Origin of the sequence: Nitrobacter sp. TKz-YC01 (assembly GCF_047824785.1) — a bacterium.
Lineage (GTDB): Bacteria > Pseudomonadota > Alphaproteobacteria > Rhizobiales > Xanthobacteraceae > Nitrobacter.
The window spans coordinates 1,877,655-1,898,194 of the sequence record NZ_CP181167.1 but is presented as its reverse complement, the minus strand read 5'-3'; the positions used below and the strand labels follow the sequence as shown (position 1 = coordinate 1,898,194).

The 20,540-nt window shown below is 60.8% G+C and carries 26 protein-coding genes; 25 read left to right on the top strand and 1 reads right to left on the bottom strand.

Annotated features, from left to right (window positions below; all coding sequences use genetic code 11):
- The first annotated feature begins 8 nt into the window (after positions 1-8).
- The 18 genes from ACMYR2_RS08940 to ACMYR2_RS08855 all read left to right on the top strand — a co-directional run bounded on the left by ACMYR2_RS08940 (position 9) and on the right by ACMYR2_RS08855 (position 14,264).
- Positions 9-1,286 (top strand): phage major capsid protein, encoded by a 1,278-nt coding sequence (locus ACMYR2_RS08940; protein ID WP_416194018.1) that lies wholly within the window; start codon positions 9-11, stop codon positions 1,284-1,286.
- Positions 1,287-1,353: 67 nt separating this feature from the next.
- Positions 1,354-1,740: a hypothetical protein gene (locus ACMYR2_RS08935; RefSeq protein WP_416194017.1), complete on the top strand. Its 387-nt coding sequence runs from the start codon at positions 1,354-1,356 to the stop codon at positions 1,738-1,740.
- 46 nt (positions 1,741-1,786) lie between these two features.
- Complete coding sequence (locus tag ACMYR2_RS08930; protein ID WP_416194016.1) at positions 1,787-2,383, top strand: head-tail connector protein; 597 nt, start codon at positions 1,787-1,789, stop codon at positions 2,381-2,383.
- A complete protein-coding gene (locus tag ACMYR2_RS08925) occupies positions 2,384-2,581 on the top strand; it encodes a hypothetical protein (RefSeq protein ID WP_416194015.1) in 198 nt (65 codons plus the stop codon).
- A 1-nt stretch (position 2,582) separates the two neighbouring features.
- Entirely contained in the window at positions 2,583-2,927 is a 345-nt protein-coding gene (locus ACMYR2_RS08920) for a head-tail adaptor protein (protein WP_416194014.1), read from the top strand.
- Complete coding sequence (locus tag ACMYR2_RS08915; protein ID WP_416194013.1) at positions 2,927-3,193, top strand: hypothetical protein; 267 nt, start codon at positions 2,927-2,929, stop codon at positions 3,191-3,193. Before ACMYR2_RS08920 ends, ACMYR2_RS08915 begins: the two co-directional genes overlap by 1 nt.
- Entirely contained in the window at positions 3,193-3,609 is a 417-nt protein-coding gene (locus ACMYR2_RS08910; protein ID WP_416194012.1) for an HK97 gp10 family phage protein, read from the top strand. Before ACMYR2_RS08915 ends, ACMYR2_RS08910 begins: the two co-directional genes overlap by 1 nt.
- Complete coding sequence (locus ACMYR2_RS08905; protein WP_416194011.1) at positions 3,609-4,028, top strand: DUF3168 domain-containing protein; 420 nt, start codon at positions 3,609-3,611, stop codon at positions 4,026-4,028. Before ACMYR2_RS08910 ends, ACMYR2_RS08905 begins: the two co-directional genes overlap by 1 nt.
- 69 nt (positions 4,029-4,097) lie before the next feature.
- A complete protein-coding gene (locus tag ACMYR2_RS08900; protein ID WP_416194010.1) occupies positions 4,098-4,793 on the top strand; it encodes a phage major tail protein, TP901-1 family in 696 nt (231 codons plus the stop codon).
- A 4-nt stretch (positions 4,794-4,797) separates the two neighbouring features.
- Positions 4,798-5,175 (top strand): hypothetical protein, encoded by a 378-nt coding sequence (locus ACMYR2_RS08895; protein WP_416194009.1) that lies wholly within the window; start codon positions 4,798-4,800, stop codon positions 5,173-5,175.
- Between the two features lie 17 nt (positions 5,176-5,192).
- Entirely contained in the window at positions 5,193-5,342 is a 150-nt protein-coding gene (locus ACMYR2_RS08890; protein WP_416194008.1) for a phage tail assembly chaperone, read from the top strand.
- Positions 5,342-7,399 carry a tape measure protein gene (locus ACMYR2_RS08885; protein ID WP_416194007.1) on the top strand — a complete coding sequence of 686 codons (2,058 nt, stop codon included), beginning with the start codon at positions 5,342-5,344 and terminating at the stop codon, positions 7,397-7,399. The genes ACMYR2_RS08890 and ACMYR2_RS08885 overlap by 1 nt, the downstream gene beginning before the upstream one ends.
- A gap of 2 nt (positions 7,400-7,401) precedes the next feature.
- A complete protein-coding gene (locus ACMYR2_RS08880) occupies positions 7,402-8,115 on the top strand; it encodes a hypothetical protein (protein ID WP_416194006.1) in 714 nt (237 codons plus the stop codon).
- Positions 8,116-8,121: 6 nt separating this feature from the next.
- Entirely contained in the window at positions 8,122-8,736 is a 615-nt protein-coding gene (locus ACMYR2_RS08875) for a hypothetical protein (RefSeq protein WP_416194005.1), read from the top strand.
- On the top strand, positions 8,733-9,152 hold the full coding sequence (locus ACMYR2_RS08870; RefSeq protein WP_416194004.1) for a DUF6950 family protein: 420 nt from the start codon (positions 8,733-8,735) through the stop codon (positions 9,150-9,152). The genes ACMYR2_RS08875 and ACMYR2_RS08870 overlap by 4 nt, the downstream gene beginning before the upstream one ends.
- Entirely contained in the window at positions 9,152-10,744 is a 1,593-nt protein-coding gene (locus ACMYR2_RS08865) for a phage tail protein (RefSeq protein ID WP_416194003.1), read from the top strand. The genes ACMYR2_RS08870 and ACMYR2_RS08865 overlap by 1 nt, the downstream gene beginning before the upstream one ends.
- Positions 10,741-11,748 carry a hypothetical protein gene (locus ACMYR2_RS08860; protein WP_416194002.1) on the top strand — a complete coding sequence of 336 codons (1,008 nt, stop codon included), beginning with the start codon at positions 10,741-10,743 and terminating at the stop codon, positions 11,746-11,748. Before ACMYR2_RS08865 ends, ACMYR2_RS08860 begins: the two co-directional genes overlap by 4 nt.
- Positions 11,749-11,765: 17 nt before the next feature.
- A complete protein-coding gene (locus ACMYR2_RS08855; protein WP_416194001.1) occupies positions 11,766-14,264 on the top strand; it encodes a hypothetical protein in 2,499 nt (832 codons plus the stop codon).
- A gap of 9 nt (positions 14,265-14,273) precedes the next feature.
- On the opposite strand, the gene ACMYR2_RS08850 is transcribed toward ACMYR2_RS08855, so the two are convergent.
- The gene (locus ACMYR2_RS08850; protein WP_416194000.1) at positions 14,274-15,719 is read right to left on the bottom strand and encodes a hypothetical protein; all 1,446 of its coding nucleotides are present in this window, start codon (positions 15,717-15,719) and stop codon (positions 14,274-14,276) included.
- A gap of 4 nt (positions 15,720-15,723) precedes the next feature.
- Here ACMYR2_RS08850 and ACMYR2_RS08845 point away from each other — a divergent pair, with 4 nt between their 5' ends.
- From ACMYR2_RS08845 to ACMYR2_RS08815, 7 genes are all read left to right on the top strand, one after another.
- Entirely contained in the window at positions 15,724-16,974 is a 1,251-nt protein-coding gene (locus tag ACMYR2_RS08845; RefSeq protein WP_416193999.1) for a glycosyltransferase family 4 protein, read from the top strand.
- Between the two features lie 213 nt (positions 16,975-17,187).
- Positions 17,188-18,309: a M15 family metallopeptidase gene (locus ACMYR2_RS08840; protein WP_416193998.1), complete on the top strand. Its 1,122-nt coding sequence runs from the start codon at positions 17,188-17,190 to the stop codon at positions 18,307-18,309.
- Positions 18,309-18,647, top strand: a complete 339-nt coding sequence (locus ACMYR2_RS08835; RefSeq protein WP_416193997.1) for a hypothetical protein — start codon at positions 18,309-18,311, stop codon at positions 18,645-18,647. The genes ACMYR2_RS08840 and ACMYR2_RS08835 overlap by 1 nt, the downstream gene beginning before the upstream one ends.
- 201 nt (positions 18,648-18,848) lie before the next feature.
- The gene (locus tag ACMYR2_RS08830; protein WP_416193996.1) at positions 18,849-19,283 is read left to right on the top strand and encodes a hypothetical protein; all 435 of its coding nucleotides are present in this window, start codon (positions 18,849-18,851) and stop codon (positions 19,281-19,283) included.
- On the top strand, positions 19,267-19,575 hold the full coding sequence (locus ACMYR2_RS08825) for a hypothetical protein (RefSeq protein WP_416193995.1): 309 nt from the start codon (positions 19,267-19,269) through the stop codon (positions 19,573-19,575). Before ACMYR2_RS08830 ends, ACMYR2_RS08825 begins: the two co-directional genes overlap by 17 nt.
- Before the next feature lie 110 nt (positions 19,576-19,685).
- Entirely contained in the window at positions 19,686-20,195 is a 510-nt protein-coding gene (locus ACMYR2_RS08820) for a hypothetical protein (protein WP_416193994.1), read from the top strand.
- Entirely contained in the window at positions 20,192-20,380 is a 189-nt protein-coding gene (locus tag ACMYR2_RS08815) for a hypothetical protein (protein ID WP_416193993.1), read from the top strand. The genes ACMYR2_RS08820 and ACMYR2_RS08815 overlap by 4 nt, the downstream gene beginning before the upstream one ends.
- Positions 20,381-20,540: the final 160 nt, after the last annotated feature.

The window sequence follows — 20,540 nt, the reverse complement described above, 5'->3', positions numbered from 1 at the left end:
GAATGATCATGAACGCGCCCATCCGTACCCGTGGGTTGGTGTCCGTCCGCGTGGACGGAGATGTCAAGGACAAGCATGAACGTTTGCTGCGAACTGTCGAAGAGTTCCGCGCATCTAATGATGCACGTCTGACTGAACTCGAAAAGCGAGGATCGGCCGACGTCGTTCTGGTCGAGAAGGTCGATCGCCAGAACGCCGAGATTACCAAGCTCCAGACCTCTCTGGATGATGTGAGCGCCTCGATCGCGGCCCTGAAGGTCGGCGGCTCCGATGATGGCAAGCCGCTGTCCGCCGAGCGTCGCGAGCACGCGCGCGCCTTCAATCAGTTCTTCCGCAATGGCGCGGAGAACGGATTGCGCGATCTCGAGGTCAAGGCCGCGCTCCGCACCGACAGCGATCCGGATGGCGGCTATGTCGTGCCGGATCAGATGGAGTCGACCATCGACCGTGTGCTTGGTACCGTGTCGGCGATGCGCTCGATCTCGCGCGTCATGTCGATCTCTGCCGGCACCTATAAGAAACTGGTCAATCAGGGCGGCGCGACCGGCGGCTGGGTCGGAGAACGGCAGGCTCGCCCCGGAACCGGAACGCCCACACTGGTCGAAGTGGCCTTCCCGGCCATGGAGCTTTACGCCAACCCGGCAGCGACGCAGACGCTGCTCGATGATTCCCGCGTCAACATCGAGCAATGGTTGGCGGATGAAGTGTCCATCACCTTCGCTGAAATGGAAGGCGCGGCCTTCGTCACCGGCGATGGCGTGAACAAACCGCGCGGTCTGCTGTCCTATGACACCGTCGAGAACGCCTCTTATGCATGGGGCAAGCTCGGCTATGTCGTCTCCGGAGTGGCGGCGGCGATGACGGACGCGACGCACAATGGCGCGGATGCGCTTACCGATCTGGTTTACTCGATCAAGCAGGGTTACCGGCAGAATGCGCGGTTCCTGATGAATCGGAAGACGCAGGCGGCGATCCGCAAGTTCAAATCGAAAACCGAGGAGTTGTATCTGTGGCAGCCGTCGATTCAGGCCGGCCAGCCGGCGACGATCCTCGGGTATCCGGTGACGGACGACGACAACATGCCGGATGCGACCGCTGGCGGGAATTTCCCGATCGCTTTCGGTGACTTCCAGCGCGGCTACCTGATTGTTGACCGCATGGGCGTCCGCGTGCTGCGCGACCCGTTCACCAATAAGCCTTACGTGCACTTCTACACCACGAAGCGCGTTGGCGGCGGCGTCCAGAACTTCGAGGCGCTGAAACTTTTCAAGATCGGCACGACCTGATCGCAGCGGCGTGCGGCTCCGGCCGCCTGCAACTATCCGTTTCTCCACATCATGAAAGGACACGCACATGCGTGATCTCGCGTCAAAAATCGGCGTCGTGGCGACGCTTGCACCTGCGGTGCAGGCGGCCACGCTCAAGGGCTCGGCGGTTGATCTTCGCGGCTACGATAGCGCGGCATTGGTCATCAATACCGGCGCCATTGTCAGCGATGGTCTCTACGACGTGAAGCTGCAGGAATCCGACACCACGACGGATGGCGATTTCACCGATGTCGTGGCTGCCGATCTGATCGGCGATCTTCCGGCCGCTCTTGAGGCGTCGTCCGTATATCGGCAGGGCTATGTCGGCACGAAGCGCTACATCCGTGCGGTCATCACCAAACAGTCCGGCACGTCAATCGCCGCCGGCGCCGTGGTGGTGCTCGGCAACCCGGCGCTCGCACCGGTCGCGTAATTCGGCTGGGGCGGCCGGTTGGTCGCCCCACTTCCTTGAGGTCCCCATGCTTGCACCTATCCGCGTCACGCCGCCAGACATCACGCCCGTCTCGTTGGCCGAGGTGAAAGCGCAGCTGCGCGTCGACCATACCGATGACGATGCCATGATCGGCGCGTTGCTGACGGCCGCAACGGAGCGTTTCGACGGGTGGACCGGGATACTCGGACGCTGCCTGGTCGAACAGACATGGCAGCAAGATTTCTCGTGCTTCGCCGATTGCCTGCGGCTGCCTCTGGCTCCGGCGCTGTCCGTCGACAGCATCACCTATTTCGACGGCGAGAACGAGCAACAGACGCTCGATGCGTCGGTCTATGCCCTGTTCTCTGACTCGCGCAGCCCGTATGTCGGTTTGAAACCGGATCAGTCCTGGCCGGGCAGCTATTCGCGACGCGATGCGATCTCGGTCACGTTCAAGGCTGGATACTCGACGACGCCAGCTGAAGGTGAGACGCCCGCGCAGAGCACCGTGCCCGAGCCGATCAAGCTAGCGATCATCCTGCAGGTCAAATTGAACTACGACCCGCTGGAATCCGCGGTGCGCGAATCCTACCAGCGCGCAATCGATGCATTGGTCGCGCCATTTCGCAGGGTGGGGGTATAAATGGCCCTTCCAAAGCCATCGGCGTCCGATCTAAAGATTAAGATGACCGAACGAGGCATGTTGCGCGTCTATTTTAAGGGCGAGCCGCTGCCTGGCGTCATTGGTATCGAATGCATTCAGGATGATCTGACGAGGCCGGCAGAAGTCAGGGTGACGTTCAGCGGCCGCGCTGTAGCACTTGATATCGAGGGCGCGTGAGGTGGGGAAGATCAGCGCGCCCAACCTCTATTACAAGATGCATTGCCAAAAGCGCGTGGAGATTGACGACGGGGCCGGAAACACGGTCGGCGATTTTGCGACGCAGTTTTCCGTCCGCGCCGGGTTCGCGCATTTGCGCGGCGGCGAGGCGGTCATCGCCTCCCGCCTCGAGAACAAGCATCCCGTGATCATCACCGTGCGCGCGTCGAGCCAGACGCGACAGATCAACTCGGACTGGCGGCTGGTCGATGCGCGTGACGGCACCGCCTGGGCGGTGCGGGACGTGACGCATGAGACTGACCGCAAGTGGATTTCGCTGCTGTGCGAGCGCGGGGTGGCGGCCTGATGGCTCAGTTGCTCACGAGGTTGATATGCGAAGTTGACTTATTAAGCGATGCGTTCGCCGACATGGAGCGGATCTTTCGCGCGCTAGCGACATGCCACGGGCAACAATTCCGCGCGCTGGAAAACCGCATCGAGCGCCTGCTCAACGGCGAGACGAAATTATCTGATCCAACGACGCACCACATCGGCGGCGGGCGTATCGTTTTTGAGCCGTTTCCCGAGATCAGGTCCATCATCCGTGATGCACGCGCCATGGGAGTGATCTGATGGCTATCAAGGCTAAATTCCTCGGCCGCGAGGCGGTGATGAAGAAGCTCAACGCGATGTTGCCGGAGGCGGAGCGCGAGTTGGCAGAGGCGCAGATGGATGTTGCGCGGGAAGCGGCCAGCCGGATCGCAGCGCGCGCCCCTGTCGGTGCGACGGGTGATTATAAGTCCAGCATTGAGGCGGATCGCATCGGTAATCGACCACATCAAGAGTTGACGGGGATCCGGGAGACCAAGGACAAGAACGCGACCGCCGTGTTCGCCAAGTTCACCTGGCGGTGGCTGGAATTTGGCACCGTCAATATGAAGAAGGGCGCGCGGCCTCATATCTTCCCGACCTGGCGCGCCTATCGCAAGACCGCGCGCCGCAAGATGGCCGCGGCCGTGAATAAGGCCGTTCGGAAGGCAAAATCCTGATGGCGTCACCGTCTCACGAACTGCAGGTCGCGATCGTCAACCGGTTGAAAGCTGACGCGACGCTTGCTGCGCTGGTCGGATCGCGGGTCTATGACCATGTGCCGCGCGGCGCCGGCGGCGCGGTGACGGCAGATTTCCCGTTCGTCGGGATCGCTGATAGCGACGATCTGCAGGACGACGCAACCTGCGTGACCGGTTACGAGATCACGATGAACCTTGATGTCTGGTCGCGGAAGCCCGGTTTCGTCGAGGCCAAGCAGATCGCGCACGCCGTCGTCAAATCGCTGCACAATTGGGACGCGTCGTTACCGACCCACAAGGTGATAACGCTTCAGCATCGCCAAACCCGCATTTTTCGTGATCCTGACGGCCTGACCAGCCATGGCGTGGTCGAAATGGTCGCCATCGTCACCGAGTAACTACTTGAAATATCCCAGCTTTGACCGCCCTGCGAACCGCGGGGCGCTTTGTCGTGAAAGGACGCTCTCATGTCTCAGCAAAAAGGCCGCTTGCTACTCATCAAGATCGGTGACGGCGAAAGCCCGGAAGCCTTCGCCAACCTGTGCGGGCTGAAAACCCGCAGTTTCAATCTGTCGGCCAATGAGATCGATACCACCGTGCCGGATTGTGACAATCCAGGCGCCGCCGTGCAGAAGCAGTCGGAGCCCGGCATCGTCAACCGGACCTTCTCCGGATCTGGCGCTTTCATCAGCGGCGCAACTCAGGCGATCCTGATGGGCCACGTGCGCGGCGCCACAGTCTTCAACGCCCAGGTTGTGGTGCCGGGCGAGGGGACCTATGCCGGCTCCTGGATGGTGTCGGATTTCGAGTTTTCCGGCGAAATGGAAGGCAATATGGAGTTCTCGGCCACTTTCACCGCGGCCGGGCCTCTCTCCTTCACGGCAGAGTCTGGCGCGCCGGTCAACACGTTGCTGCCGTCGATCTCCGGCATCGCCCAGGTGGGCCAGACGCTGTCGGCCAACGTCGGCGCGTGGACGCACTCGGCGGTGTTCACCTTCCAGTGGAAGAAGGACGGCACGAATATCTCTGGCGCGACGGAGGAAACCTACGTTCCTGTCACCGGCGATATCGGCTCCACCATCACGGTTGCCGTCACCGCCACCAACTCGTCCGGCAGCGCGACCGCGACCAGCGGCGGCACCGCCGACGTGATCGCGGCGTAGTGCGATGGCGCTCACCGCTAATGGCGCGCGAGGCGAGGTTGCGCTCCGCGTCGGGTCCGTCGATCTGGTGATTGCCGCCGAGATCGGCCGGCTCGCCGCCGTCTCGACCGCTCTGGACTGCAAGTCGTTCGGCGACCTCTATCAGCGCCTGCTCGGCGTCGAGGTCGCGGCGACAATCGCCGGCGTGCAGCACCTCGCGGTCAGGGGCGACGGCGCGCGCGCCGCGGCTGAGTTGTCGCTTTCCGACTTCCCGGCCTGCGCCAAGGCCTTTGCCGCCGCTCTCAGCCATCATCTCACGGATTCTGAGGGAAAAGCCGAAGCCGGCGACGAAGGCGCGCCGGCAGCGATGACGACAAGCCCTTCCCATTCCGCGACTGGCTGAAAACCGCCATCGGCCCGATGGGCTGGCGGCCGGCCGACTTCTGGCAGGTGACCGTCACCGAGTTCTTCGACGCGGTCGACATCTTCAACGAGATGCACGCCGATCCCAATAAGACCGAAGCGCCGGACGACGACGAAATGGCGAAGCTTCTGGAGAAGTACGGCTGATGGCTCAAGACCTCGACCAGATGGTGCTGTCGATCTCGGCGGACACCCGCCAGATTCAGCGCGCGCTCAAGAAGCTGGAAACGGACTCGCGCGCCAGCACCAAGAACATCGAGAAGCAGTTCGACGGCCTCGGCAAGAAGGTGAGCGGGTCCTTCGCCGGTCTGGGCAAGGGGATGGTCGGCGCCATCGCGGCTGCTTTCTCCGTGCGCGAGGCGCAGAAATTCATCGACACCGCCACGCGTATCGACAACGCCTTGAAGGTTGCCGGTCTCTCCGGCGAGCAGTTGACCAAGGTCTATGACGCGTTGTTCGTGTCGGCGCAGAAGAACGCCGCGCCGCTCGAGGCATTGGTGCAGCTCTATGGCCGCGCCACCCTGGTTCAGAAGGAGCTTGGCGTCTCGACGGAACAGCTGCTCAAGTTCACCGACAACGTGGCCGTCGCGCTGCGCGTGTCGGGCAAGTCGGCAGCGGAATCGTCAGGCGCACTTTTGCAACTGTCGCAGGCGCTTGGCTCCGGCGTGGTGCGCGCCGAGGAATTCAATTCCATGCTGGAAGGCGCGCTGCCGATCGTGCAGGCGGCCGCCAACGGCATTACCGAGGCGGGCGGTTCGGTCTCGAAGCTCCGGCAGTTGGTTGTCGACGGCAAGGTGTCGTCGGCCGCGTTCTTCAAGGGGTTCCAGGCCGGCGCGGTGATGCTCAACCAGCAGGTTGCTGGCGCGTCGCTGACTGTGGCGCAGGGATTCGAGCGGCTGCAGAATGCCGCGGTCGATGCGGCCAAGCGGATCAATGACGCCAGCGGCGCAAGCAGAGCGGCCACGTCGGCGCTCGACACGCTGTCCACAGCGGTCACGAAGCTTGCCGATGCATTCTCAGTTTTGGCGAGTAGCAAGAGCCTTCAAGACACCAATAAAGGCTTGGACGCCCTGGGCGCCGCCGCGCAGAATCTCTGGAATGATCCTTCGTTCCAGAACCTCTATCGGTTTCTGTTTGACACATCCGGATCACTCGCTCAGCGGGCTGCGGGCGATGCAATCGCCAGCCGGGCGGAAGGGTTCAATGCGTTGCGCAAGGCCATGTCGGCCGCCAACGCGGAGGCGGACAAGGCCGCGGCCAAGAAGCCTACGGCGGCGAGCAGGTTTGACGATGCCTTTTCGCCGTTCGCGGCCAAAAAAGTCAGCCTGGCGGACAACCCGGTAACGGCGGCCGCAAAAAAGGCTTCGGCTGGCGCTTCAGCCGAGCGGGACACATTCGAGCGCCGGCTGGCGATGACGCAGCGCCAGATCGATCTGATGGGCGTCGAAGCCTCGACCATTGACCAGACGGCAGCAGCGCGGGAGCGCGCTCGCGTCGTAGTCGAACTGGAAACCGCCGCGCGGGAAGCCAATCACCGCGCCGGCAAGGCCAACACCGATGTCACCGAGGCGCAGCGGGCGAAGATCAACGAGCTTGCCGACGCCTATGCCAAGGCCCGCGAGCAGCTTGAGCAGTTGAACGGCCCGCTCGCCACATTCGCTCGGGAATCGGCGAACATCGGGCAGCAGCTCGAGCAGGTCGCCGTCTCGTCTCTCGACCGGATGAGCGACGAATTGGCCGAAGTGATCACCGGGACGCGCTCGGTCGCCGATGCGTTCAAATCGATGTCAAACCTGATCCTTCATGAACTGGCGCGGATCGCGATCAAGAAGGCGATCCTGGGGCCGATTGCCGGGATGCTGGGTGGTGGCGGTGGCAGCAATATCCTGTCGTCGCTGATCCCGAAGTTCGCCAACGGCACGAACTTCGCGCCCGGCGGCCCTGCGATCGTCGGTGAGCGCGGCCCGGAGCTTGTGAACCTCCCGCGCGGGGCGCAGGTGGTCCCGAACTACAAGCTCCCGAAACTCGGCCGCAGCACGCCGTCTCAGACTTTCGCGCCGGTCTATCAGATAGACGCACGCGGAGCTGACGCGGGGGCCGTGGAGCGGATCAGGGGTGTTCTGGCGCAGCACGCCAAGGCGATCGCCGGGCAGGGCAAGGCGATGCAGAGCGCGCAACGCTTTCAGTCAACCGGAGTTGCGTAGTCGTGGCTGTTCCGGAATTTCCAGCCTCGCTCATGCGGGAGCGGTCGGGGTCGTGGCAGATACTGTCGTCGACGGCTTCTGTCGGTCAATCTGCACAAGGTGCGTTCCCTCGCGTAACGACCAGCGGCGGCGGATTGTGGAAGTGTGAATACGGCTCGATCAATTTACGCACGCCGGATCACGTCCGCGCCTGGCGCGCGCTGGAGGTCCTGTGCGACGGCGGCTCAGCGCCGATCATCGTGCCGATGTGCGACAAGCGCCACTTCCCGGCGCCGATTGTAGATGGGAAGCCTCTCTACGCGATCGGAGCCGTGCCGCACTCCGATGGTGCGCTCTTCGACGACGGGGCGGGATATGCCCAGAACATCGTCGACGCGTCTGTTCTGCTGGACGCGCCGTTGCGGGCCGTCAGCCTCGCACTGTCATTCGCCGCTGGCGGCCCGCTGCGCGGCGGCGAGTTCTTCTCGATCGAGCACCCGACGCAAGGCTGGCATCTGTATGAGGTCGGCACGGTCGATGATCAAGGCGGAGGCAACTCCGTGATCACGTTCCGCCCGCCGCTCCGGGAGGCGGTGACGGCAGGGATGTATCTCGAATTCGACCGGCCGCGTTGCGTCATGATGCTCGCCGACCCGAATGTGATGAAGCTGACATTGTCGATGCGCCGCTTTGCTGACCCGGATGTCAGCTTCGTCGAATATTTCTATCCGGTCTGACCTGTCATGAATCTTTCGCAAGATGAACTGGCCGCGCTGGCCAGGAATTCCGCGCGCATCGGCGTGTTTTTCCGCCTGGAAACGGATCCAGTCGTCAGGCTCTGGCTGGGCGTCGGGCCTTTCGAGACGACGCAGCCCGACGTGCTTGACGGTACGGGCGCAAAGTATAACGGCTTTGGCGAGGTCGGCAGCGTCCCCGCCCTCAAGCAGATGGTCAACGGCGCGGCGCAGCGGGTGGAGTTCACCATCAGCGGCGTGACCGGAGACATCCTTCAAATCGCATCTGGCGGCGATGCACAGCAGGTCAAGGGGAAGCGTGTTTCTGTCGGCTTCGCGGTGATGGACGATAACTGGTCGCTGCTGGGCCCGATCAAATGGATTCAGAACTACACCGCTGACTATCTTGCCATCCAGCAAGTGTCGCCGACTGATGTCGGGCAATCGACCGTCAGAACCGTCACGCTTTCCGCGGGGACACTTATGACCGGCCGACGACGCCCGGGACTGGCGTATTTTACGAACCAGGACCAGAGAGCCAGATATCCGACCGACTACTTCTGCGAGCGCACGCCGCTCTATGCCAACGGATTCAACAAGACGTGGCCGCGGCTGTCAGCATGACGCTCACGGATTACTTCGCCTCCGTTCTTCGCCGGCGCTGGTCGCCGGGAACGTGGGACTGCTCGACGTTCATGGCCGATTGGGTTGTCAATGTGTGCGGCCGCGATCCGATCGCCGATGTCAGAGGCACGTATTCTTCGGAGCGTGAGTTTCAGCGCATCGTCGCTCGGGAAGGCGGCTTTATCGCCGCCTGTCATTCGCGCCTGACCGCGGTCGGAATGCGGTCGACTGAAACACCGGAAGCCGGAGATATCGTCGCGGTCGATGCGCCTTACTCGGTAGGCGGCGAGATACGGCGAAGGCCGACCGGTGCGATCTGCGCCGCCCCGCGCTGCCATGCCGTCGTCACGTCGGACATGGGTTTGGTGATGGACAGCGACGACAGGCTCCCGATGCTGCGGGCGTGGACGTTCTGATGGCGGAGACGATCGGGACCATACTGATCGCGAGCGTCGCGCCGGGGGCGATCACGGGGATAGGTTTCGGCTCAGCGATCAGCGGTGCGTCATTTCTCGGCGTGAGCCTTGCGACGGCCGTTGGTACCGCCGCCATTCTCGGCACGTCGATCGGGCTGAACTACGCGCTGCGGCCGGATGTGCCCAAGCCGGAGAACGGGTCTCACCCGCTTAAGCAGGGAATCCCGCCGCGCATCCGGGGCTACGGCCGCAACCGGCTCGCTGGCTACTACATGCTGTTCGAGGAATCGGAGAAGAACTCCTACGATGTCATGGCGGTCCATTCCGGCCGCGTCGCCGCTGTCGTGAACATGTACCTGCATGACGATCTGGTGGTGTTCGACCACGGCGCAACCGACGCGATACGCCCGGCCTTCGCTGATGACGGTCGATACGGCCCGGTCGGCAACGTCAGAGTCAACTTCGGTTATGGTGATGGCACCACTCAGAATTTCTTCGGCACCGGTCCAAGCGGCGGCATATGGGACCCCGCCACGCATTTTGGCATCGGCATCTTCTGGGCATCCCTTTATTGCCAAGGTCAGGAAATCAAGCCCGAAGACTACACGGAAATCTACCCGCGCGGGCTTCCTGTTCTTTCCCTCGTCCTCGACTGCTCGCCGGTGTGGGATCCGCGCGACCCGACGCAAAGCCGGTTGGATTCATCGACCTGGAAGATTTCCTACAACCCCGTTTTGCAACTTCTCGACTATCTCACCCAGGGCGATGGCTGCATGGGGCTGAATTTCGACATCCTGTTTCCGACGTCGGCGCATCTCGCGCAATGGATGGCAGAAGCCGACCTTTGCGACGAACGGGTCGCAACTCCGGGCGACACCGAGCCGCGTTATACGTCAAACGGGTGGTATCAATTCGACAACAAGCCGGAGGATGTCGTCAATTCGATTTTGGCGACCTGTGACGGGTGGCTGGCGGAAGCCGGTGATGGCTCGCTCGCGCTCAAGGTCGGGGTGTATCGCGAGCCGACCGTCACTATAACGGCCAATCACATCATCGATTTCAACATCAATTACGGGCAGGCGGACGAGCAGACCGTCAACCAACTCAACATATCCTACACCGATCCGAATTCGAGCTATGTCGAGGTCCAGGGCGAGCCCTACCGGGATGAGGAATCGATATCGCTCACGGGGATAACGCGCTCTCAGTCCCTCGACCTGAAATGGACGCAGACCGAGACCCAGGCGCGCCGTCTGGCCGAGCGGGCGATGAAGCGCCTCAACGCGCCGTTGAGCGGGACCATCACGACCACCCTTTATGGTCTTGCCGCGCTCGGCGAGCGATGGGTCAGGGTCCAGTATCCCTACGTGTCCGGGCTTCAGGATTCCGTCATTGAAATTCAGGACGCCGACATCGACCTGATGGCTGGGCGGATCACGTTCACCTTCATTCTCGTGTTCCCCGAAATTCTAGAACCCTACGACCCGGATGCCGGTGGCGAAACGCCCGTCATCCCGCCGAGCATCAAACGCGAAGACGGATCGAGCCTGTTCCACGAGGATGGATCGCTTTACATAAGAGAAGACGCATGACCGGAAAGATATCGGAAGACCCGGATAGGGTCGTTAATGGGAGCGAGAAGTTCGCTGCAGCCGCAGGAGGCAGCAACTTCGGAATCCTTGCATCGTCGATCGCGACCTATCTCGCATCGCTCGCTCAGACGCTCACGAACAAGACGATCAACGCCGCCAATAACACGATCAGCGGCCTGACGACGGCGATGTTCGCGGCGAATGTTGTCGACGCTGACAGCACTTTCGCGGCTGACAGCGATACGCGCATCCCGACGCAGAAGGCGGTCAAGACGGCGACCGATGCGTTGTCCAGCGGTTTGTCTGGCAAGGCGGATACGTCGTCGCTCGCGGCCGTCGCCACGTCCGGAAATTACAGTGACCTGAGCGGCACACCGACGCTCGGCGCAATGGCGGCCAAGGATGATGTCGGGATCGCCGACATCGACGCAACCGGAACGCCTTCGTCATCCACCTACCTGCGAGGCGACGGGTCGTGGCAGACGCCGGCCGGTGGGGGTGGCGGCATCGAAGGACCTGTATCGTCGACAGATAGCGGCTTCGCGCGATGGGACGGGACAGACGGCGGATCCCTGAAGGACGGCGCCGCCACCATCGCTCTCGGCTCGGAGGTGTCCGGCACGTTGCCGGTTGCTAATGGGGGGACTGGTTACACCGGTGGAGCTTTCACGACGGCATCGGGGGCCGTTCTAAAAAATCAAGCTGGGACGAACTTCGGCTCCGGTAGCTATTCCTACAGTTACATTGTCATCGGCAAGCTCTGCATTGTTTCAGGACGAGCAACCGTAACGACGCTGGCGCCCAACTCCGGGTCGGATCAGGTTTCGATTCCGCTCCCTATCAACTCGCTTTCGAACGGCTCGTTTACGTGCCGCAACACGGCGAATGGCCGGATCGCTGACGGTCGCACGATTGCGACATCGCCGACAGCGCTGATCTACGACAGCGTCGGGCTGTCCGATGGCGCCTACTTCGATTTTACGATTATCTACGAAACGATCTAACCGAGGATAAGAATGGTATGAGCAATCTGACGGCTGCCGATGTCTGGCGCGACTACAGCGTAAATGGCGTACCGGCCAGCGGAGCGCACAAGCCAAACAAGCGAGAGATTCGCGCCTGGGGCGCGAAGCTGCAAGACGACATTGCGGCGGGGTTTGCAGCAACTGGTCTCAGTTATGCGTCTCGCGCCGCGCTGGTTGCGAACCTTATCCCTGTAGCGAACTCGCTCGCGCAGGTTCGTGGTGACGACACCGCAGCGTATAATGGTATCTATAAAAAGGTAGGCGCGAGCGGTACAGGTTCCTGGACACGCATTGCTGACTTGCCAGGGGATTATGTGCTGATCGCTACTGGCGGGAGCGGAAACGCCATCGAGGCGACCATTATTCCGAATCTACCGACGACGCCCGGTCAGCACACGTATATCTTCGCCCCGATCTCGCCGAATACCGGGGCCGTGACGATCTCTGTCGAAGGCGGTGATCCCGTCGCAATCAAGAGCGCATTCGGCACTGAGCTTGCCGAAAACTCGCTCCTGGCAGGGATGACGCAGCTTTTGGTGTGGTCGGTCGATCACTACGCGTTGTTGATGCCGGCCGCTGTTGACGCAGATTCGATCCTTGCAACGGTGGTCGCGGCGAAGGACGACGCGGAGACGGCTAAATCCGCAGCCGAGGCGGCTGCATCAGGCGTCAGCCTGCCGTCGATCGTCGCGGGGAGCGCGGGTAAAGTTCTGCAGGTCAACGCCGGTGAGACCGCACACGAACTGGTCGCGGTAGCCGACGTCGCCGCCCGCACTTTCGGCCTTAAAGCTCTGCTGTCGGCTGCCGATTGGGCCGACGTGCGTGACGCGACGAATGTGCGCGACATTATATCACCGCTGAACGCCAAGATTGCCGAACTCGCAGGCACCTATCCGGGTTGCACCATTGATGCGCGCGCGTTACGCGGCGAAGTAGAAGCCGAGATTGATCTTTTCGACGGCATCAGCGCGGCCAACATCCACCTGATTACGGGCGCGGTGACGCTGAGAAAGGAGATGAACATCGGTGTCGCTGGCGCAGGCGCGTTTCGGCGACCCTCCTATCTGCATTGGGAAATGCACGGCACCATTATCAAGCCGCTGACCGAAATCACAGGTAACATCGTCAGCCCCAACGACACCGAGAAGGCCATGCTTTCGAGTTGGCTTGGTCAGACAACCGGGACAGGAGTTTATAATACAACGTCCGTCACGGTTGATGATCCGTCGATCTTCGAGATCGGCGCGCGCATCGCAATCGAGGGGGTTTATCCGGATTCGAGTGTTGCACATAACCTTTCCGGCAATATCGACGCCAGTGCGTCCAGCTTTAGCCTGAGCGGAGATGTTTCACACACGATCCACGGCGGGCACGTCTACATTCAGATCGACAATGAGACCATTCTCGGCGCGATCTCAACAGATGGGGTTGTGACTGTCGCGCAGCGGGGAGCGAATGGAACGACGGCCGCGTCGCACACTTCGGGCACCCCTGCATATTGGACCAACTCCTTCGTTACGACCGTCGTGTCTGTCATCGGTAGCGTCGTGACTGTTGCGAATGCGCTTCCGAACCATTTTACCGACGCGGTAATCCACGTCGGGGCAATCGGCCACAAAGTGTCCGGCGAGTACATCATCGACGGCGAATTCTACGACGATTCGGGTCGTCCAAATGCTTTCTATCAGTGCATGGGCTCGGTTCTAAGCACCGATTGCACCGTGAGCGGCCGTGGAATTCTCCGCGGGGCACCGTTCGCCGGTCTGTTCGAATACGCATCGCTGCGAAACAAAATCATCGTCGATGAGATTTCTTCGATAGGACGCACGTCAGCCTCGCTCGGCGGTGGCATATGGGTGTTCGGTCAGAATTTCCGCACAGACGTTCGATGTCGTCGGATGCAGAGCGCCGTGAACGGAGCCATCATTGATAATAAGTCGGAAAGCGCGGGCCTCTTTGGGCTTGAGCGACCGAATAATCAATGCTCCATCGAGATTGATCATGCTACCAACCTCGCAACGGGCTTTAGTATCTCGGGCTCTCGCGATAGCCGAATTCGTTTTGGGTTCCTGAGTGCTGATGTCGCTGGAATTATAGCCAACAACGAAGGGCAGACCACCTCTTCCTTGTCGGACATTCGCAACAACGTCGTGACGATCGAATCTGATGATTGCGGGACAGGGTCGAGCGGCGATGCGCTGAACAAGGATGGCAACCGTGTTATTCGCGGCAGTCTCGCCCCGTTCTTCTCGTCAATTGCGATGCCATCGACCAACATCCCCACGACCGGAATCGATGTTAACCTCGACGTGCCGGGGGCTGCTTCAAATGCTTTTGTCGAAGCAAACTTTCAATTTACGCCGACCGGCGGCATCGGCATTGCCTACGCTCGCGTTACGGCCGCCAACACCGTCAAGGTGTATTTTACCAATTCCAGCGGATCGCCGGTCAACGGTGTGTCCGGGAACATCCTATTCAAAATCACGAACCGGTAAGGAATATGGTCAGCCATTCTGAAGCTGGCTCTGATCCTGAGCAAACCGCCCTGCGAGAAGTCCCCAGGCGAGTGCCGGGAGCGGCCAAAATATAACCTTTGTTGTTACGACCAGGAACAGGCAGAACGTCCCGAAATACAGGGTCGATAGCCAAAGTGGGTCGTGCTCGCCCCTCAAGACGACTTGGTAGGATGCGATCAGCGGAGGTGCCACGCATAGCGCCACATAAATGAGGAAAGCTAGCAACCCAAACTGTCTCCACGCGGAGAGCCCGTTGTGGATATACGATCCGATCGAACGTCCATCCTTGGTTTGCCCGGCATATACGCCCCAGAAAGGCGACGCTTTGATATCGTCCCAGCCTCGAGCGAGCATCTGTTTTCGAAACGACCATGATTCCGATTGGGATATATCGACGATTACCGTTTGTCTGGCGATGTCGAGGGTATAGTCGGATGACCGGCTGCGCTCCTTTTGGGGCGATGATTCTGTGCGCGATGGCTCGGTCTTAGCCGGCGTCGCGGCGGAAGGTTCTGGTTGCGTTACCTGATGCGGTTTTGACGTGTATTCGGCGATCACAGGTGGCAAGAGCAGGACAGCGGCAGTCAGAATTGCGGAGGCTGCGATTCCTGTTGCTGCGGTGAGGTAGCGCTTCTTGATGATTAGAAGGGTGACCCATCCGGCCGCAATAACGGCATAACCATAGAAGTCGCTACGCGATCCTGAGATCAGGAGGGTTGCAAATCCTGTTGCAAGCACAATCGGCTCAAGGCGTGAGTTCCAGTTCAGTCCCAGGGCCATCAAGGCTGTAGTCACGAACGCAAAGGCAAATCCTTGATACTCCGCGACCCCATCAGGGGCATTGAACCGTTTTATCGCGATGAACTGAAGCGTCGTCGGGTCAATTGAGCCAACCGCCAGGGTGGCCATTGCGAGAAGACTGAATGTTGTCGCTGCGCGAAGTGACGAGGTTGTCGAAGCGAAATATCCAAGAAGGTATAACGCAACGAAAGAAGCCAAGGTTATAATGACGTTTACTGCGATATCGGGGCCTCGCTGGAAGTCTTCGCCCCAAAAATAGTGGTAGATCGCGTTGCCGGCGATGATTGCAGCCAGCGCTCCAAACAGGGCATGGACCGCTAGCTGAGGGCCGGGAAAAGGCCTTGTCAGCAGAAATGCGAGACCAAGGGACGCTGCGGTTGCGAAACAGCCGAGGATGAACCAGCCCCTGATTAGCAGCGGGATGAACCCAGCAGCAGCAAAATAGTGATAGAAGTAGTAGCCAGGGAACACTATAAGAAAGCACACTACAGCGAGCGTTTCTGCAACCCTGCGTGGCATTTCTGCGCGGATCGTTTTTTTCGTAACCTCTTGATTATTCAATAAATTATCTGACGGCCGGGGGGCGGATTTCGTGTCGAATCGACGAGGGATTGAGGGCAATTGCCGACGCATTCGGGTGCTCTACGTTGATGGTGTGGGTCCGTTTGGTGGAGCTTCGCGGAGCTTGTATGAGGCGATCAGGTCTCTGCCGTCCGGTTCTGTTGAAGGGTACTTTGTGGCGGCCAATGGCACGGCTCTCGAATACTATAGAAAGCTGGCTAAGGATGTGGTTGTCACTCGTGGATTAACACGTTTCGATAACACACAGTATAGCCACTACAGAGGGGCTCGCTGGCTGGTCCTGATCCGGGAAGCCTTCCATGCGCCTTATACCCTGGCGAGTATTATCAAAGCGAAACGTAAATGGCGCAGCATTGACGTCATTCATGTAAACGAGATTACAGAGATCATACCTGGGCTGATCGCACGTCTGATCTTCAGAGCCCCGATGATCGTTCATGTAAGATCACCGCAGAATAATATCGTTAGCAGCAAGCGATCCAGGCTGATCCGATCGATACTGCACTCGCAAGCTAACCTCGTGATTGCGATCGATGAGACAGTGCGGTCCTCGCTGCCGCAGGACATTAACATCGAGGTCTTGCACAATTCCTTTTCTCCAGCGTCCGATCTTCCCGATCCAGCTTTCAAGGAGCGGTTAGACAAGACGCTAACAGAGGGATTGTTCACGGTTGGGTACGTAGGAAGCCTGCACGCCTCTAAGGGTATTATGGACCTGGTGGAGGCGGCAAAGATCGTTTGCAACAAACGGCGCGATATTCAGTTCGCCATCGTTGGCGGTATGACGGGAAATGATCGCAGTTTAAGAGCAAAGGTATTGGGTTCACTCGGTTTGGCTCAAAATGTCGGGTCGGATGTCGTGAGTAAGATAAGCGAGTACGGGATCGACGCGCGCTTTCATCTCCTTGGACCGACCCGTGATATCTCGACCGCCTATAGCGCCTTCGACGTTCTGACGTTTCCCTCGCATCTCAAAGCAGCCGGACGACCTGTTTTTGAGGCTGCCTTCGCCGGGGTGCCCAGCATTGTTGCGGTCGAGAACCCTAAGCCCGACACGCTGGTCCATGGCGAAACTGGACTGTCTATCCCAGAAAAATCCCCTCCGGCGCTCGCTGAAGCAATCTGTTACCTCGCTGACAACCGAGACAAATCTATAGAGATGGGGCAAAATGCCCGGTTGCTCGCACAGAAGAACTTTAATCCGGTCGCGAACTCCGCGCGGTTGCTGGAACTGTACAGGCGTGTGCATCGCAGTCCGGCTGGCGTTGATTTGCCGAAAGCAGAAAGCCACGATCTACTTTCGTGAGCCGTTGGGCTTGATACTTCAAGCGGAGCCAAACGAAGGCTGCCCCAACCCCAACCTCTCCGAGTAAACCCAAAGGACCCACCAATGCCCAACCTCGATTCCGGGGGCGCTGGCGTGCGGCCTGACCGGGCATTGATCGTTCACCGCAGCGCGTAGGCGGCCGCAATCCCACAACCTGAGCCCAACCAACCTCTTTTCCGGGGACGAGAACCTATGACCAAATGGCCGAAGGACAATCAAGCGGCGCGGAACGCCTTCTATGGCGATCCGGGCAAGGGGCAGATCGGTCCGCAGATGGTGCCCGTGGTGCCGCCATTTGCGATGTATTACGAGGGCAAGCGGGTCAAGGCGATCCAGTTTCACCGCAAGGCAGCTCCCGCTCTGCTCGCGGCGCTGAACGAAATCTGGGACTACTGCCAGCACGATCAGGCCAAGATCGACGCGGCCGGCGTGTCCCGCTACGCCGGTGCCTACAATCACCGCAAGGTGCGCGGTTCAAAGACGAAGTGGTCGAACCATGCCTATGCTGCCGCGATCGACCTGAACGCCGGCGAGAATGCGCTCGGTGTGAAGAAGGGCACCATGCCGCAGTTCGTGGTCGATGCCTTCTGCCGGCAAGGGGCGATGTGGGGCGGCTGGTACCGAGGTCGCCCGGACTGGATGCATTTCGAGTTCGTCGACAACGGCGGCCGCCAGCCACAGTCGCCGCCTCCGCCAGCCTGGCGTGAGCCGGTGAAGTTTTTTGACGAGACCGAGCCGGATGCGCCGGCCGACGAGCTCGAGGACAGCCCGCTCAGGCCCGTGCTGGCAGCAGCGTCGATCAACATCGAGACGGTGCAGCGCAAGCTGGACAGGCTCGGCTATCACGAGGTGGGCGGCATCGACGGTATCTGGGGCAGCAAGACGGCCGCCGCCATCGCCGCCTATAAGAACGACAAGGTGCTGCCCGGTGCGCCTGTCATTGATGCGGCTTTGATTGCGTCGATCGACCAGAGCATCGCCGATGGATGGTATCGGCCGGTCGACGTCGACCGTATCAAAATTACCGCGAACGACATCGCGCCCGCGGTGCCAGCCGTCAAGCAGACGCTGTGGCAACGGTTCTGGGCGAAGGTCGTCGGCTTCGGAGCCATGATCGCAGCGCTCTTTCAAGGGCTGGCCGAGCAATTTCACGCCGCCCGCGAATACGTGCAGCCGTTCACGACCTGGTTTCGTGATGTCCCCGGCTGGCTCTGGTTCGTCGGCATCGCAGGCGTCGCTCTGCTGATCTATCTCAGCGCCAATAAGGCGACCGAAAGCATCGTCGACGCCAAGCGAACGGGGAGGCTGAACTGATGGCAGCCATCCTTGCATTCTTTGCGTCGACCATGGGCCGATACCTGATCATCGGCGGCCTGGTGCTGGCCGCTGTCGTCGGTATCAGGCAGTCCGGCATCAATTCCGAGCGCCGCAGGTGCGAGGCGGCCGCCCATCAACGTGCCGTCGAAATCATGCAGCGCGACATCGCGATCGGCCAGCTTCAGCAGAAGCTCGACGATACCATTTCAGCAGAACAGTCCGAACAGGAAAGGGTAGACCGTGAAGTTCAAGAAAAACTCGAAGCCGAACTCGCGAGGCGTCCTGTTGCTGATCAGTGTCTTCTCAGCGAGCCTGATGCTCGGCGGCTGCGCTAGTCGTGGCATCGAGCCGCTGGCGCGCAATCTCCCTGCGACGCCTGCTTTTGCAAAGACGGTCAGCGTCCCGGATCCGAAAGCAGGCGAAAGCGCGATCGCCGTTGCTGCTCGAGAACGCGCCGGCCGAAAGCGCGCCAACACCACGATCCTGAATTTCAGGAAGTGGTACGGCGGGGTGCGCGAAGCTTACGGGAATCAGCGATGACGTGCTCCCTCCGCGGCATCTTAATCCATTTCAACAACCGCATTTCCGAGGTCGCGGCGGCGTGCGTCATGCTCGGCATCGGCGTGCAGATTATCGCCGCGCCGGTCCCGACCGATTACCACGCGCTGGACATGCTGCTGGTCTACATTTCCGGCGACATGGTTGCTGCCGGTTTCGTTGTGGGTGGCGCCATCCGCATGGCCGCGTTGATCGCGAACGGCCACTGGCCGAAATATGGGCCGTGGATACGGTCGATCGGCGCTCTCGCCGGGGCGCTTCTGTGGTCGCAGATGTTCCTGAGCCTGATCGTTCTTCCACCCGAAAAGCTCACGTCGCTCAACGCGCCGTTCTGCCTGGTCTTCACCTGCGTTGAATTGTTGTCGGTCTACCGGGCGCTGGCGATGAGGGACCATTATGGAAGGGGCGTCTAAGGAGGCGTTTGGTGCCCTCGGGCAATTCCCGATCATCCAGGCCGCCGTCGCAATCCTGATCCTGCTCGGCGGCGTCTACATGATCTTTAAGGCGTCGAAGGACAAAGGCCGGGCTCCTGATCCGATCCCGCAATGGCTGATGATGGGGCCGCTCCACGACATGATGGAGGCGGTGCACGACATCGCTGAAGAAAGCCGCCGCGCCAACGATCTACTCAAGGAGTGCCGGGACGCGCTGCTGGCGTGCAAGTCGGCGCTCGAACTGATCCGGAATGAATCGCGGCTGCGGTGATGCGTGATCGGGACTGCCAGCAGGGGCTGGGGGCCTACAACACCGGCAGTCCCTAGTCGGAGGCAACGCCGCCGACCTTCTGACCATATCCGGAAATCCACGGAGACACCATGATCCTGCGACTTCTCGCCGGCGCGCTGCTGTGCGTCCTGACGATCCACGCTGCCGATGCGAGGCCGAGGCAGACGACATCGACATTATCGAGGTCGTCCGGCAGCCTCAAGTATTTGAAGCGTAAAGCCTTTCGTTCAAAAATGAGCAAAAGACCGGCCCCCATGCCTCCCGGCCTTCACCGCGTCATGGCCACCGGCGCTGGTCGCATTGTCGGCGGTCGCCCGGCTGGCTGCCCGCGCCGATACTGCGGCTGCGGGGCATCGCTCCACATCTTCGGCCGGATCATCCCGAGGCTGAACCTCGCGGCGAACTGGCTGCGCTTTCCGAGAGCGGCAAAGGCTCCCGGCATGGTCGCGGCGCGGCGAGGCCATGTGTTCGTGCTCAAGCGGCACCTGCACGGCAAGGTATGGCTGGTCTGGGACGCCAACTCCGGCCGGGGCAAGACCCGCATCCATCCGCGCTCGATTGCGGGGTTCACGATCGTCGATCCGAGGGCAGGGACGTGACCGCCATCCTCAACTCGATCGGCTCCCTGCTGTTCAGCTTCGGGTTCGTGCTGGTCTTTGTCGCCGGCTGGATGCGCCTTTGCGACAGCGGGAGCGATCTGGCGGGCAGGGTGCTCGGAGCGGGAGTAACGCTGCTGCTGCTCGGGTGGCTGATGATGGAGGGGGCGGGGGAGAGGGTGACGTAGCCTCGCAAAAAGGCCCGCCGGGACGGAGATCAATCGACGGGCCAGTTCGGGTTCGGGGTCGCGCGGGTGCGGAAGGTGCCCCGTTCCGATACCTACAACCCTCGTGGCAGACGAATGTTCCTACAGGAGGAACCGGCACCGGAGAAGCAAGACGATCCCT

Bases quoted from the DNA above. Each gene is read 5' to 3' on its own strand.
- ACMYR2_RS08940 (WP_416194018.1), top strand. From the start codon at position 9: ATGAACGCGCCCATCCGTACCCGTGGGTTGGTGTCCGTCCGCGTGGAC.
- ACMYR2_RS08935 (WP_416194017.1), top strand. From the start codon at position 1,354: ATGCGTGATCTCGCGTCAAAAATCGGCGTCGTGGCGACGCTTGCACCT.
- ACMYR2_RS08930 (WP_416194016.1), top strand. From the start codon at position 1,787: ATGCTTGCACCTATCCGCGTCACGCCGCCAGACATCACGCCCGTCTCG.
- ACMYR2_RS08925 (WP_416194015.1), top strand. From the start codon at position 2,384: ATGGCCCTTCCAAAGCCATCGGCGTCCGATCTAAAGATTAAGATGACC.
- ACMYR2_RS08915 (WP_416194013.1), top strand. From the start codon at position 2,927: ATGGCTCAGTTGCTCACGAGGTTGATATGCGAAGTTGACTTATTAAGC.
- ACMYR2_RS08910 (WP_416194012.1), top strand. From the start codon at position 3,193: ATGGCTATCAAGGCTAAATTCCTCGGCCGCGAGGCGGTGATGAAGAAG.
- ACMYR2_RS08905 (WP_416194011.1), top strand. From the start codon at position 3,609: ATGGCGTCACCGTCTCACGAACTGCAGGTCGCGATCGTCAACCGGTTG.
- ACMYR2_RS08900 (WP_416194010.1), top strand. From the start codon at position 4,098: ATGTCTCAGCAAAAAGGCCGCTTGCTACTCATCAAGATCGGTGACGGC.
- ACMYR2_RS08895 (WP_416194009.1), top strand. From the start codon at position 4,798: ATGGCGCTCACCGCTAATGGCGCGCGAGGCGAGGTTGCGCTCCGCGTC.
- ACMYR2_RS08890 (WP_416194008.1), top strand. From the start codon at position 5,193: ATGGGCTGGCGGCCGGCCGACTTCTGGCAGGTGACCGTCACCGAGTTC.
- ACMYR2_RS08885 (WP_416194007.1), top strand. From the start codon at position 5,342: ATGGCTCAAGACCTCGACCAGATGGTGCTGTCGATCTCGGCGGACACC.
- ACMYR2_RS08875 (WP_416194005.1), top strand. From the start codon at position 8,122: ATGAATCTTTCGCAAGATGAACTGGCCGCGCTGGCCAGGAATTCCGCG.
- ACMYR2_RS08870 (WP_416194004.1), top strand. From the start codon at position 8,733: ATGACGCTCACGGATTACTTCGCCTCCGTTCTTCGCCGGCGCTGGTCG.
- ACMYR2_RS08865 (WP_416194003.1), top strand. From the start codon at position 9,152: ATGGCGGAGACGATCGGGACCATACTGATCGCGAGCGTCGCGCCGGGG.
- ACMYR2_RS08860 (WP_416194002.1), top strand. From the start codon at position 10,741: ATGACCGGAAAGATATCGGAAGACCCGGATAGGGTCGTTAATGGGAGC.
- ACMYR2_RS08855 (WP_416194001.1), top strand. From the start codon at position 11,766: ATGAGCAATCTGACGGCTGCCGATGTCTGGCGCGACTACAGCGTAAAT.
- ACMYR2_RS08850 (WP_416194000.1), bottom strand. From the start codon at position 15,719: ATGCGTCGGCAATTGCCCTCAATCCCTCGTCGATTCGACACGAAATCC.
- ACMYR2_RS08840 (WP_416193998.1), top strand. From the start codon at position 17,188: ATGACCAAATGGCCGAAGGACAATCAAGCGGCGCGGAACGCCTTCTAT.
- ACMYR2_RS08835 (WP_416193997.1), top strand. From the start codon at position 18,309: ATGGCAGCCATCCTTGCATTCTTTGCGTCGACCATGGGCCGATACCTG.
- ACMYR2_RS08830 (WP_416193996.1), top strand. From the start codon at position 18,849: ATGACGTGCTCCCTCCGCGGCATCTTAATCCATTTCAACAACCGCATT.
- ACMYR2_RS08825 (WP_416193995.1), top strand. From the start codon at position 19,267: ATGGAAGGGGCGTCTAAGGAGGCGTTTGGTGCCCTCGGGCAATTCCCG.
- ACMYR2_RS08820 (WP_416193994.1), top strand. From the start codon at position 19,686: ATGATCCTGCGACTTCTCGCCGGCGCGCTGCTGTGCGTCCTGACGATC.